Genomic DNA, 11,632 nt, shown 5'->3' on the forward strand with positions numbered 1-11,632 from the left:
CTACGCCCCTTTTTTACTCACGGAGAAATCCCCATGATCCAGTCGCAAATCAGCCAAACCACTCGCCTTGCCCTGACCGACGTCATCCTCTTGGCCAAAGCTCGTAAAGACCTATCGTTCGCCCAGATCGCCGAAGGCACCGGCCTGCACGAAGCCTTCGTCACCGCCGCCTTGCTTGGCCAGCACCCGCTGCCGGCTAACGCCGCCCAAGTCGTCGCCGACACCCTGGGCCTCGATGCGGATGCCGTGCTGCTGCTGCAAACCATCCCGGTACGCGGCAGCATCGGTAATGGCGTGCCGACCGATCCGACCATCTACCGTTTCTACGAGATGATTCAGGTGTATGGCACCACGCTTAAGGCGCTGGTCCACGAGAAGTTTGGCGACGGCATTATCAGCGCGATCAACTTCAAACTGGATGTCAAAAAAGTGGACGACCCAGACGGCGGTTCGCGTGCCGTCATCACGCTGGACGGTAAGTACCTGCCTACCAAACCGTTCTGATTGAATGAAACTTGGCCCGAGGCCGCTAGGGGCTCGGGCCACGCATAGGGTGTGTCTGCTGTTTCAGCGGCGCGCAGACAGCTGTTGCGGTGCCAAAAATGCATCGTGGAAATAGTTACGAAAAGCCTGCATTGCCAGGCTGAATTCGCGCTCGCGATGCCACGCCAATCCGACACTCATCGGCGTCACCTTGTCGGTGACTGTCAGGGTTTCGATGCGTTTTCCTTCCAATGACCAGGGGCGGTGCACCAAGTCTGAGAGGATTGCCACGCCGCTGCCATTGGCGACCATGCTGCGCACCGCTTCGACTGAGCTGGTACGCACCCGCACGTTTGGCTGCTGATGCGCATGTTCCCAGTAGCGCATGGCGCTTTGTTCGGCTTCGTCGACGGTCAGCAGGATGTAGGGTTCTTTCGCGACGTCGGCGAGACTGACCGCCGAGCGCTCGCACAGCGGATGGTGGCTGGGCAGCCATAACCGCCGTTCGGAGTTGAAGAGAATCTCTGAAACGATGTCCGGGTGCGTGAGGTTGGCGGTGAGCACCACGGCCATATCAAAACGACCTTCCAACAAGCCCTGTTCAATCGCTTGCCGTTCCTGTTCATGGACTTCAATCGCCACGTCCGGATGCCAGTGTTCCAGGCGCTGCAGATGGTGCGGCAGGAAATAGCCGATCACCGTGTAGCTTGCCGCTAAGCGCAACACGCCACTGGCGCGGATATCCGGCAACGGGCTGTTCAACGCGTCATCGACGCTGCGCAAAATCACGTAGGCCCGGTTCAAAAAGTGCCGCCCGGCGTCGGTCAGGCTCATGCCCTGGGCCGAGCGCTGGAACAACAGCGTGCCGAGAATGCCTTCCAGTTCCTTGATCGCCGTAGTCACTGCGGATTGGGAAATATTCAGATGAATTGCGGCTTGAGAGATTTGCCCGATCTCGGCGGTAGCGACGAAATAGCGTACTTGGCGCAGGGTCAGGGACATTAGCACTCCGGACGATGAGGTATCTGTTTTCCAGAAGATGGCCTATCTGATAATAGATCTTCCCAAGGGGTAGGCAGGAATTTAACTTGGCCAGTATGAAGTCACAAGCGTCGGGAGCAAGCGTCATGCAGGCAGTAGATTTCAACTCGGACATGGGTGAAGGCTTTGGCCCTTGGACCATCGGCGATGGTGTCGACAATGAGCTGATGGGCTTTATCAGTTCGGCCAACATTGCCACCGGTTTTCATGCCGGTGATCCCGGCACCATGCGCCGCACCGTCGAGCAGGCCAAGCGCCTGGGCGTAGCCATCGGCGCGCATCCGGGGTTTCGCGACTTGGTGGGGTTTGGCCGTCGGCACATCAATGCACCGGCCCAAGAACTGGTCGACGACATGCTCTATCAGTTGGGCGCCTTGCGTGAACTCGCCCGGGCTCAAGGCGTGGCCCTGCAACACATCAAACCCCACGGCGCGCTCTACATGCATCTGGCCCGGGACGAAGAGGCTGCCCGTTTGCTGGTGCAGAACCTCCAACGTCTGGAACCGGAGTTGCTGCTGTATTGCATGCCCGAGTCGGTGATCTGGCGGGTTGCCACGGAACTGGGGCAACCGGTGGTCCGCGAGTTCTACGCCGACCGCGAATACGACCTCAGCGGCTCCATCGTCTTCACCCGCAACGTGCGAGCTTACGACCCGGCCTTCGTCGCCGAGCGAGTGCTGCGTGCTTGCCAACAAGGCGTGGTGCGCACCGTCGAGGGCGAGGACCTGGCGATTGAGTTCGACTCCATCTGTTTGCACAGCGACACGCCGGGTGCCCTGGCGTTGGTCGAAGCCACGCGTCGTGCACTTGATGGCGCGGGCATAAAGGTCCGAGCACCGCGCTGAGACCGAATGAAAACACCTGGCGCACAGACGCCAGGGTTGACTCACCGATTTACTTTTTGCCTGCCTTTCTACAACTATTCCAAGAGGAACAGACATGGCCGAACACACTGTAATCACCCCGTTGCCGGGGACCTTCTACCGCAAAGCTACCCCGGAATCGGCGAACTTCGTCGAGGTCGGCGCGCAGGTCAGCGCCGACACGGTGATTGGCCTGATCGAGGTCATGAAGCAGTTCTCCGAACTGACCGCCGGGACGGCCGGTCGCCTCAATGCCTTTTTGGTAGAAGACGGTGATCCGGTGGAACCGGGTCAAGTCGTCGCAACACTCGATGGCGAGTGAGGGCACGATCATGACTCACGCCATTCATAAATTGCTGATTGCCAACCGTGGCGAGATCGCCGTGCGGATCATCCGCGCTGCCAAGGAACTGGGCATTCCTACCGTTGCCGCGTGCAGCGAGGCGGACGTCGACTCCCAGGCTGCGCGCATGGCCGATGAGGTGCATATTCTCGGCCCGGCCCGTGCCGACAAAAGTTACCTGAATGTCGAGGCCTTGCTCGGCGCCTTGAGCGCCACGGGCGCCAACGCCGTGCATCCCGGTTACGGCTTTCTGTCGGAGAACGCCGACTTCGCCGAAGCGGTGGTGGCTGCCGGCGCCATTTTTGTCGGCCCGAGCGCGGAGACGATCCGGCGCATGGGCGATAAAGCCGAGGCGCGGCGCACGGCGCAAGCCGCCGGCGTGCCGGTGGTGCCGGGTTCGCCGGATGAACTGTTCGACGTTGAATCGGCGCTCAAGGCTGCCGAATCCGTTGGCTTCCCGCTGTTGATCAAAGCTTCGGCCGGTGGCGGCGGGCGCGGTATTCGGCTGGCGGAAAACGCCGAGCAGCTGAGCGAAGAATTCCCTCGTTCCCAGCGCGAAGCCCAAGCGGCGTTTGGCAATGGTGCGGTGTACCTGGAGCGGTTTATCAGCCGGGCCCGGCATATTGAAGTGCAAGTGCTGGGCGACGGTCAGCACGCCGTGCATTTGTTTGAGCGCGAGTGTTCGCTGCAACGGCGCCGGCAGAAAATCTTCGAAGAAGCGCCATCGCCAGTCCTCAGCCAGCAGCAACGGGAAACGCTGTGCGCCAGCGCGGTACGTCTGACTGAATCCCTGGGTTACAAGGGCGCCGGCACCCTGGAATACCTGTATGACGTTACTACCGGTGAGTTTTTCTTTATCGAGATGAACACGCGGATTCAGGTGGAGCACCCGGTCAGCGAACTGATCACGGGCATCGACCTGGTCCAGGCCATGTTGCGCATCGCTGGCGGCGAGCCGCTGGGCTTCAAGCAAAGCGACATTCGACTCAACGGCGCCGCCCTGCAAATGCGCCTGAATGCTGAAGACCCGGCACGGAACTTCTTCCCGAGTCCAGGCCTGGTCGAGCAACTGATCTGGCCGCAAGGGGAGGGCGTTCGTGTCGATACGCATCTGTTTCAATGCTACCGGGTGCCGCCGTACTATGACTCGCTGCTGGCCAAACTGATTATTCACGGTGCGGATCGCGCCGAAGCTCTGGCCCGAGCGCGAATGGCGGTGGCGAACACCACGCTCACCGGTATGGCCAACACCTTGGCGTTGCACGGTGAGTTGTTGGAACAACCGTGGTTGCACAGCGCCGACTTTCACACCGGCACCCTGGAAACCTGGCTGGCCGAGCGCCGCAGCGGAGGTGAAGCATGAGTACGCCCATCCGCTACAGCTTTGGCGCCGATGAGCATTTATTTGCCGAAGTCAGCGACAGCATGTCCCTGGACGCGTTTTTCAAAGGACTGGCCGTCACCCGCGCCGTGGAACGGCTGGCGCTGGATGGCGTGCTCGATATCTGCCTGGCCAACGCGTCGTTCCAGATTCGTTTCGACCCGGATCGCATCGCCCCGCACACCTTGCTTGAAGCGGTAAAAACCGCCGAGGCCGGAGCCGTCGCCGAGCGCACCTTACAGACGCGGATTATCGAAATTCCGGTGCTCTACAACGATCCCTGGACTCACGAAACGCTGATGCGTTTTCGCGACCGCCACCAAGACCCGAGCGCCACGGACCTGGAATACGCCGCACGCATCAATGGTTTGGCCGACGTCGATGCGTTCATCGCGGCCCACAGTGGCGCGCCGTGGTTTGTCTCGATGGTCGGCTTCGTTGCGGGGTTGCCGTTCATGTTCCAGATGGTTGAGCGCGAGCGTCAGTTGCAGGTGCCCAAGTACCTGCGTCCACGCACCGACACGCCGAAATTGACCTTGGGCCATGGCGGTTGCTTTGGTTGCATTTACTCGGTGCGCGGCGCCGGCGGTTATCAGATGTTTGGCGTGACCCCCGCGCCGATCTACGACCCGCAACAGAACCTCGCGTACCTGAAAGATCACATGGTGTTTTTCCGTCCAGGCGACATCGTGCAGTTCAAACCGATGGACCGTGAGGCTTACGACCACGCGGTGGCGGAAGTGGATGCCGGTTGCTTTGATCTGCGGATTCGGCCGGTGGAGTTTTCGCTGGACGCGTTCCTCGCCGATCCCGTTGGCTATCCCAAGTCGCTGCAGGAGGTGTTGGCATGATTAAGGTCCTCAAACCCGGCCTCGCCACTTCGGTACAAGACCTGGGCCGCGAAGGCTATTACCACTTGGGCATTCCACCGTCCGGCGCACTCGATCAATACGCCTTGAGCGCGGCCAATCAATTGGTCGGCAACCCGGCAGGTTTGGCGGGGTTGGAATGCACGTTGCTCGGGCCTGAGTTGGAGTTTCAGCAGGATGCATTGGTGGCGGTCAGCGGCGCGCACATGACGCCTCGGGTCGATGGCGTGGAAATGCACCACGACACCGCGTTCACCGTGAAGGCCGGGCAAGTGTTGCGCTTTGATTTTCCCAAGGCTGGTGCCCGCGCTTATGTGGCGGTGGCCGGCGGCATTGATGTGCCAGTGGTGCTCAACAGTCGTTCCACCTATGCGCTAGGCGCGCTCGGCGGTTTTCAGGGGCGACGCCTGATTGCAGGCGACGAGTTGCCGGTGGGCGTCGCCAGTGGCAAGAGCCGCGCCGGGGCCAGTTTGCCCATGACGTTACGGCAATCATTGGGTGGCGAAATCACCCTGCGAGTGGTGCCCGGTTTGTACTACCACCGCTTGACCGAATCGGCGGCGAAAAGCTTTTTCGCCGAGCCGTGGACGGTCGGTTCGGAAGCCGATCGCATCGGCTATCGCTTCAAGGGCGGCAGCGCGCTGAGCTTTCAGCCCCGAGAGCAGCCGTTCGGCGCCGGTTCCGATCCGTCGAATATCGTCGACAGTTGCTACCCGATCGGCTCGATCCAGGTGCCCGCCGGGCTCGAACCCATCGTGCTGCACCGAGATGCGGTGTCCGGTGGCGGCTACGCGATGATTGGCACGGTGATCAGCGCCGACCTCGATTTGATCGGCCAGATGCAACCCAACCAGAAGGCCCGCTTTGTTGCGGTAACCCTCGAAGAGGCGCTGGAAGCGCGACGTACCTATAAGAAAAAACTTAGCTGCCTGAGCAAGCTGTTCCCTTCCTGATTCTGCCCGCCGTCTAGCGCGGGCCATGCCAAACGGTACGCCAACGCCGCACTTCGGTGCGGTGACGGCTGCCCGCGCTTCAACCATTGACTGGTTTTGGAGTTCACGCATATGGCTGCTTTATCGCAATCGAGTCAAACCGGGCAAGACCCGGCGCATTATCCTGTTTCCACCGAAGCGCGCATGGGGCGACTGTCTCTGACCATGGCGTGGTGGGCGGTGTGCAGTGCGATGTTTTACATCGTAGTGGGTGCTTCATTGGCATTGTCGTTCGGTGCGCGCAATGCGCTGATCGGCATGGTCCTGTCGGTGATCAGTTATGGACTGGTCAACAGCGTTCTCAGCCGCTTTGCGATTCGCAGCGGTTTGTCGGTGGCGTTGTTTTCACGACTGTTGTTCGGCAGCACTGGGGCGTGCCTGGCGACGCTGATTTTCTTCTCGACCGCGATCTATTACGCGGTGTTCGAAGGTTCGGTGATCGCCGTCGCGCTCAATCACCTGTACCCGGAACTGGTCTATCCGCTGGCGGCATTGGCGGTGGTGCTCTACAGCGTGCCGATGATCCTGGGCAGCGTGCAGCACTGGCTGGACAAGCTCAACGGTGTGTTGTTGCCGGTGTATCTCGGTGGTTTGCTGGTGGCCGTGGGACTATCGATCAGCCGTTATGGCTACCAGCCGCAATGGCTGGATTTCGGCCCGGCAACGCCTAGCGCATTCGGCTGGTGGGATTGTTTTGTCGCCTACATGGGCGTCTGGGTATTGATGCTGTTCACCTTCGACTATGCGCGTTTCGGCAAGCCTGAAGACGCCGAGTACCACGGTCGCTGGAACTTCGGCATGCCGTTCTACGCAGTGACGTTTCTGCTCAACGGCGCGGCGGGCATTTACCTGGTCAGCAGCATTCCCCACGAAGGGGCCCTGAACGAAGTCTCGGTAGTGATGGCGATTTTGCAGTTGATGGGCCTGTGGGGATTGCTGTTTGTCTGGGCCACGCAAACCCGGATCAACACCGCCAACTATTACTTGGCGACCCTGAACATGCAGGCGTTTTTTGCACGGTTTGGCCTGCGTGGTTCGTACCTGGTATGGGCATTGGTGGTCGGGGTGATCGTATATGGCCTGATGCTCGCCGATGTGTTCGCGTATCTACTCAAAGCCTTGGCTTACCAGGGGATTTTCGTGGTGGCCTGGGTGGGTGTGGCGTTGGCGCAGATTGTCTACGGACGCAGCGACATGGCACAGCTCGAACGGGTGGTCGCATTTAACCCTGTGGGCTTGATGGCCTGGTTTGGCGCCACCGCATTGGGCCTTGCGTTGATGTTCTCCGGCGGCGGCCTGAGCAGCTTTTCCGCGCCATCTACCGTGATAGTTGCATTTGCCTTGCAAGCAGGCTTATCCCATCGTAGCTGGTTGCGGTTACGGATGGCGGAGTAGAGTTTTGCGGTCACTGATCCCGTACCAGCCTGCTCTAAAGGAGTCGGCTATGGGAAGCTCATTACACATTCGCTGATGGGCTTTCAGTGACCGCTTCTGGCCGATGCCGTTGAAAAAGCCTGCTCGCCCAAACGCGCGAATAGTGAAGGTGAAAACATCTTCTTTGCACGCTACTACGTGAAAGACACCTGAACCTTCTGCGCAAAATCCAGATTTCAATCTCAGGCGCGTACTTTTTTGCTGTGCAAATCGAAGCCGACCTTCCAACATAATCGGCCATAAGCGGACGTAGGCAAGCGGCAACCACCTGCCAAAAAAACCGGACGCTATCACTTTGCCAGGGAGGGATCACCAAACTAAGGGACATCAATCTAAGGCGCCCTGCTTTACTGAGCATAGGAGGGCGTCATCCCTGCTAACAGGCGCTGGCTGCCGGATTACGTGCCGTGACGATCCACGCCGCGCCGTCGATCATCACCGACCGCTCGCCGGGGAGGCCGGCGAAAGCGGCGCGAACCGCCGCTGAAGCTTGGGTGCGGATGTCATCGCTTTGCTGCGCGAGCACAAGCGACAGCGGGCCGCCCTCGAATGCCATCCTTACCGCGTCGTCGATAGCCGCATCCCGAGTCTCGCCTTCACCGAACGGGATGGAAACATCGAACGGCGCAAAAGTGACATCGGTAAAGCCAGCGGCCGTCAGGATACGTGTCACCCGTCCCCGGTCAGCGAACGAGAATGGTCCGGGTGCTTCAGGATCAGGCGGTGCGGTCAGCGGGACGATGCCCTGGATCGCGCCCATCGGAAGGCGCACCCAATCGTTCTCGGCCACGCCGCGCCAGCAGATGAAAGCGACCCGACCGCCCGGCCGGAGCGCGCGTCGCATATGGGTGAACGCCCCTGTCGGATCGTCGAAGAACATCACCCCGAAACGCGAGAAAAGCATGTCAAACGCACCCTCAGGCAGCTCGGCGTTACTGGCGTCGGCCACCTGGAACAGCACCGGCGTATCCTGCGGCGCAAGCTCGCGCGCTCGTCCAATCAGCGGTTCGGATATGTCCACACCCAGCACATGTCCGCCCGCGCCGACGCGGGCAGCCAAAGCCAGACTGGACGCGCCTGCGCCGCAACCGACGTCAAGCACGCGCTCACCCGTGGCGGGCGCTGCGGCTTCTATCGCGGCCTGGCCAAATACCGCAAACATGGCGTCAAGCCGGGCCTGGTTGGCGACCCAGTACTCTCCGCTTTGGCCATTCCAGTCGGCGCCCTGATAGGTTTTTTGCTCTGTCATGACATCTTCTCGTTTTGATTAGTGTTTAACCAGCTAGCCTTTGATCGAGGCAAGGAGGGAAGGGCGTTACTTGGCCCATGCCGTGATCCGTTCCGCGATCGCCTCAGGGGCCTCAATGTGCAGGAAATGACCCACACCGGGGATGACCTCCATCGCGTGCGGGGCGGCGAACCGATGTCGGTCGTCGACCTGCGCGGGGAGGATGCAGCGGTCGATCAGCGCGAGCGCATCGCTGGTATATTTCCGGAATCAGGCGGTGCAGAAGCCGGGGACGGCGACCTTCTGGAACAGGTGCGGGGTGGCTACGACGGATGACGGATAGGCCGATACCTTCGCGACGAATTCGGGGTGGGCGAAGGCATCGCGGAGCGTCTCGGTGGACTCCCACACCACATAGTTCAGGAAGGTCGGGCTATCACCGATCGCTCGGTGCAGTTGGGTGGAGATGAAGCCCGGCTGCTTCTTCAGGGTTTCGCCTGCAGCCTTGAAGGCGTCCAGGAAGCCCGCTTCGTCGGTGGAACCGACCGTAAATATATTGATAAGTACGATTGGCGCAGCCGAGATGCCGAGTTGGCGCTCAAACGGGAATTTATCGTCTAGCGGCTTGAATTTTTTTAGGACTTCCATGGTGGCGCTCGCGTCTATTGAAATTGAAGTTAGTGTGCTCGGGGCTGCTTGATCTCAAACCAGCATCGACTGCTGGGCGAAGATGCCCGCCATCACGCCTTGCCATGAAGCCGTGCTGACAGATGCCATGAGAGGGTTGGCAAGGTCGCCGGCAGCGTAGACGCCGGGCACAGTGGTTTCGCGGCGCTCGTCGACCTTGAGCGCGGTACCCAGGGGCGTATCGACGGTGGCGAGGCCCAGTGATTCATGCAGACGTGCGGAGGGCTTGTTGCGCGGATGCGCGAATAGGATGTCGACCGCAACAGAGGTGCCGGCGTCGAGCCTGACGGTGGTGTTGTGGCTCTCGTTATGCTCGATTTCGGTGATTCGGCCATCAACGACAGGGTTGCCGCGGCGCGCCAGATCGGCGCGGATGTCGGGTGGAATGTCGTGACCATTGGCAAAGACCGTCAATGTGTCGGTCCAGTCATGGTATAGCTTGACGTAGTTGTGCGACGGCGGACCGGACCAGACGAGGCCCCAATGCCGGCCCGCAACTTCAAAGCCGTCGCAATAGGGGCAGGGTACGATGGAGGTTCCCCAGCCTTCGGCAAAGCCGGGAAGTTCAGGCATCTGGTCGACGACGCCATAACTCAGGATCAGCCGGCGCGCCCTGTGGCTTTCGCCATCGCCAGTGAGGATGGAGAAATCGTCAATGGTTCCAGAGATATTCTCGGCCCGGGCAGTGACAAGACTGACCGTAGGGTAGCGCGCAAGCTGTTGCCGCGCTTCGGCCAGAATCTCTTGCGGTGGCTTGTGATCGTGGCCAAGCAAACCATGCGAGTGCTTGGCGAAGCGATTACGCGGAAGGCCTGTATCGAGAACGGTGACTTTTCGGCGGGCACGACCAAGCTGTAGAGCGGCGGCAAGACCCGCAAAACTGCCGCCGATAATGATGACGTCATTCATGGTGATAGGCTCCGCGTTGTGGCTGAAGGGACTTGAGTTTTACTTTTCTAGTACTTGCGAGTACCATAATTCCATAGTTAAGATACTGTCAAGTACTGGAATTATCATGACCGAAATTTGCCAGACCCGGCGCGGCCGGCCAGCCAACGAGGCGCTCAGCCAAACGATTGTCGACGCCGCCGGCGAACTTTTTATGGAGTTGGGGTTTCAAGCGACAACGATGGACAAGGTCGCCCAGCGGGCAAAAATATCCAAGCTAAGCATCTACCGGCACTTCGAGAACAAGGAGGCGCTGTTCAGCGCGGCCATCGCGGCCCACTGCCATCAGTTTGCACCGCAGGCCATTGTCGAAGGTGTCGACGGCTCGGCTGCAGATCAGCTCATGGCGGTGGGGACATTCCTGCTGCGCACACTGTTGAGTCCGGAAGTGCGCAATGTTGAGGCCATGATCATGGTCGACAAGGCGAAGCAAAAGTCGTTGAGCAAGCTCCATTACGAAGCCGGTCCCGCCTATGTCATTGCCCAGATCGAGGCCCTGTTGCGGCACTTACACGCGGAGGCGATGCTAAATGTGCCCGACCCGTTGGAGTCTGCCCGTTTGTTTGCCGCGCTTATCAAAGGGTCCGATCTTCTGATGATCGCCCGCTTCGATGAGGCGAAGGCAAAGGACGACAATGAAGTCGAATCCTATTGCCGGTCGGCCGTCGCCATGTTCATCGCAGCGCACGGTGTTTAGCGGTTGATTTGAACGCCTGATGTCGGTCGTTAACTGGACACCACTGGTCTCTGTTCCATGAAGCGCCAGGGCGGGGGGCACTTATCGGCTTCATCCTGGGAGCCTTTGGCATGCTTTCCACTGCATTGCTTTAACTCACCCTCCTGGCCCAGCATTTAATTGCTGGGCCAATTCGCGGGATCTTAAGCTTAAGTCTGCGCACTCTGTTCGGCGAACGGTTTTATCGTCTGGCCCTGCCGCCAAGACCATCTCGGCTACGTAGGCGAAGTTGCGCTGTTCATTGAGCCGCGGACCCCTTGGAATTGGACGGACGTCCATGGATTGCAGATGCTTTAAGCTGATGTTTTATAAGCCTTTATAAAACATAGTGGAACTCTGTTACAAACTCTCGGGGTCGCCGAAGAACATTTTGACTGGGCTCTAGGGCAATATTTTCAGCTCTAAAACTCTGAAATATGCCCCCAGATTTGCCCCCGATCGCACCGGGTGTGCGAGCGATCGCGAATGGCGATTTCTGACACGGATCTCGGTGGCCGTGGGTATGCGTCCGGGCAACACGTCTTGCGTGATTAAACCGGCTGCCACTTATGCGGAAGCAGCTGCTCGATTTCACTCGCCCGCTGCGTCGGTAGACGCGTGAGAACATCCTTTAGATAGGCGTACGGA

General features: G+C 59.7%; 13 protein-coding genes. 8 read left to right on the forward strand and 5 right to left on the reverse strand.

Translation table 11 applies throughout. The annotated features are described in order from the left end of the window. Nucleotides 1–33 precede the first annotated feature (33 nt). On the forward strand, nucleotides 34–504 hold the full coding sequence (cynS, locus tag FIV35_RS28080; protein WP_034138739.1) for a cyanase: 471 nt from the start codon (nucleotides 34–36) through the stop codon (nucleotides 502–504). Nucleotides 505–567: 63 nt separating this feature from the next. On the opposite strand, the gene FIV35_RS28085 is transcribed toward cynS, so the two are convergent. After that, nucleotides 568–1,485, reverse strand: a complete 918-nt coding sequence (locus tag FIV35_RS28085) for a LysR family transcriptional regulator (RefSeq protein WP_034138738.1) — start codon at nucleotides 1,483–1,485, stop codon at nucleotides 568–570. Nucleotides 1,486–1,610: 125 nt separating this feature from the next. Between FIV35_RS28085 and FIV35_RS28090 the strand changes: the two genes are divergently transcribed. The 6 genes from FIV35_RS28090 (at nucleotide 1,611) to FIV35_RS28115 (ending at nucleotide 7,367) form a co-directional block, all read left to right on the forward strand. Further along, complete coding sequence (locus FIV35_RS28090) at nucleotides 1,611–2,369, forward strand: 5-oxoprolinase subunit PxpA (protein ID WP_034138737.1); 759 nt, start codon at nucleotides 1,611–1,613, stop codon at nucleotides 2,367–2,369. Between the two features lie 94 nt (nucleotides 2,370–2,463). Continuing rightward, nucleotides 2,464–2,709: an acetyl-CoA carboxylase gene (locus FIV35_RS28095; RefSeq protein WP_034113616.1), complete on the forward strand. Its 246-nt coding sequence runs from the start codon at nucleotides 2,464–2,466 to the stop codon at nucleotides 2,707–2,709. Between the two features lie 10 nt (nucleotides 2,710–2,719). Continuing rightward, nucleotides 2,720–4,093, forward strand: coding sequence for an acetyl-CoA carboxylase biotin carboxylase subunit (locus tag FIV35_RS28100; protein ID WP_034138751.1), 1,374 nt, complete (start codon nucleotides 2,720–2,722; stop codon nucleotides 4,091–4,093). Then, entirely contained in the window at nucleotides 4,090–4,962 is an 873-nt protein-coding gene (locus FIV35_RS28105) for a 5-oxoprolinase subunit B family protein (RefSeq protein ID WP_034138736.1), read from the forward strand. Before FIV35_RS28100 ends, FIV35_RS28105 begins: the two co-directional genes overlap by 4 nt. Further along, nucleotides 4,959–5,933 carry a 5-oxoprolinase subunit C family protein gene (locus tag FIV35_RS28110; RefSeq protein ID WP_034138735.1) on the forward strand — a complete coding sequence of 325 codons (975 nt, stop codon included), beginning with the start codon at nucleotides 4,959–4,961 and terminating at the stop codon, nucleotides 5,931–5,933. Before FIV35_RS28105 ends, FIV35_RS28110 begins: the two co-directional genes overlap by 4 nt. A gap of 111 nt (nucleotides 5,934–6,044) precedes the next feature. Further along, the gene (locus FIV35_RS28115; RefSeq protein ID WP_034138734.1) at nucleotides 6,045–7,367 is read left to right on the forward strand and encodes a purine-cytosine permease family protein; all 1,323 of its coding nucleotides are present in this window, start codon (nucleotides 6,045–6,047) and stop codon (nucleotides 7,365–7,367) included. 415 nt (nucleotides 7,368–7,782) lie between these two features. On the opposite strand, the gene FIV35_RS28125 is transcribed toward FIV35_RS28115, so the two are convergent. The 3 genes from FIV35_RS28125 to FIV35_RS28140 form a co-directional block, all read right to left on the reverse strand. Further along, nucleotides 7,783–8,655, reverse strand: coding sequence for a class I SAM-dependent methyltransferase (locus FIV35_RS28125; protein WP_034138733.1), 873 nt, complete (start codon nucleotides 8,653–8,655; stop codon nucleotides 7,783–7,785). A gap of 249 nt (nucleotides 8,656–8,904) precedes the next feature. Next, nucleotides 8,905–9,282: an antibiotic biosynthesis monooxygenase family protein gene (locus tag FIV35_RS28135; protein ID WP_034138732.1), complete on the reverse strand. Its 378-nt coding sequence runs from the start codon at nucleotides 9,280–9,282 to the stop codon at nucleotides 8,905–8,907. A gap of 54 nt (nucleotides 9,283–9,336) precedes the next feature. Then, entirely contained in the window at nucleotides 9,337–10,230 is an 894-nt protein-coding gene (locus tag FIV35_RS28140; RefSeq protein WP_034138731.1) for an NAD(P)/FAD-dependent oxidoreductase, read from the reverse strand. Between the two features lie 106 nt (nucleotides 10,231–10,336). Between FIV35_RS28140 and FIV35_RS28145 the strand changes: the two genes are divergently transcribed. After that, nucleotides 10,337–10,966 (forward strand): TetR/AcrR family transcriptional regulator, encoded by a 630-nt coding sequence (locus FIV35_RS28145; protein ID WP_034138750.1) that lies wholly within the window; start codon nucleotides 10,337–10,339, stop codon nucleotides 10,964–10,966. 569 nt (nucleotides 10,967–11,535) lie between these two features. On the opposite strand, the gene FIV35_RS28150 is transcribed toward FIV35_RS28145, so the two are convergent. Then, a partial coding sequence (locus tag FIV35_RS28150) for a transposase domain-containing protein (protein WP_146374934.1) occupies nucleotides 11,536–11,632 on the reverse strand: 97 nt, incomplete at its 5' end.

This window comes from Pseudomonas rhodesiae (assembly GCF_007858255.1).
In the GTDB taxonomy this organism is placed as follows: domain Bacteria; phylum Pseudomonadota; class Gammaproteobacteria; order Pseudomonadales; family Pseudomonadaceae; genus Aquipseudomonas; species Aquipseudomonas rhodesiae.

Excerpts from the sequence above, each read along its gene's own strand:
- FIV35_RS28145 (WP_034138750.1), top strand. The coding sequence starts at position 10,337 with ATGACCGAAATTTGCCAGACCCGGCGCGGCCGGCCAGCCAACGAGGCG.
- FIV35_RS28100 (WP_034138751.1), top strand. The coding sequence starts at position 2,720 with ATGACTCACGCCATTCATAAATTGCTGATTGCCAACCGTGGCGAGATC.
- FIV35_RS28095 (WP_034113616.1), top strand. The coding sequence starts at position 2,464 with ATGGCCGAACACACTGTAATCACCCCGTTGCCGGGGACCTTCTACCGC.
- FIV35_RS28140 (WP_034138731.1), bottom strand. The coding sequence starts at position 10,230 with ATGAATGACGTCATCATTATCGGCGGCAGTTTTGCGGGTCTTGCCGCC.
- FIV35_RS28125 (WP_034138733.1), bottom strand. The coding sequence starts at position 8,655 with ATGACAGAGCAAAAAACCTATCAGGGCGCCGACTGGAATGGCCAAAGC.
- FIV35_RS28085 (WP_034138738.1), bottom strand. The coding sequence starts at position 1,485 with ATGTCCCTGACCCTGCGCCAAGTACGCTATTTCGTCGCTACCGCCGAG.
- FIV35_RS28115 (WP_034138734.1), top strand. The coding sequence starts at position 6,045 with ATGGCTGCTTTATCGCAATCGAGTCAAACCGGGCAAGACCCGGCGCAT.
- FIV35_RS28135 (WP_034138732.1), bottom strand. The coding sequence starts at position 9,282 with ATGGAAGTCCTAAAAAAATTCAAGCCGCTAGACGATAAATTCCCGTTT.
- FIV35_RS28105 (WP_034138736.1), top strand. The coding sequence starts at position 4,090 with ATGAGTACGCCCATCCGCTACAGCTTTGGCGCCGATGAGCATTTATTT.
- FIV35_RS28090 (WP_034138737.1), top strand. The coding sequence starts at position 1,611 with ATGCAGGCAGTAGATTTCAACTCGGACATGGGTGAAGGCTTTGGCCCT.
- FIV35_RS28110 (WP_034138735.1), top strand. The coding sequence starts at position 4,959 with ATGATTAAGGTCCTCAAACCCGGCCTCGCCACTTCGGTACAAGACCTG.
- cynS (WP_034138739.1), top strand. The coding sequence starts at position 34 with ATGATCCAGTCGCAAATCAGCCAAACCACTCGCCTTGCCCTGACCGAC.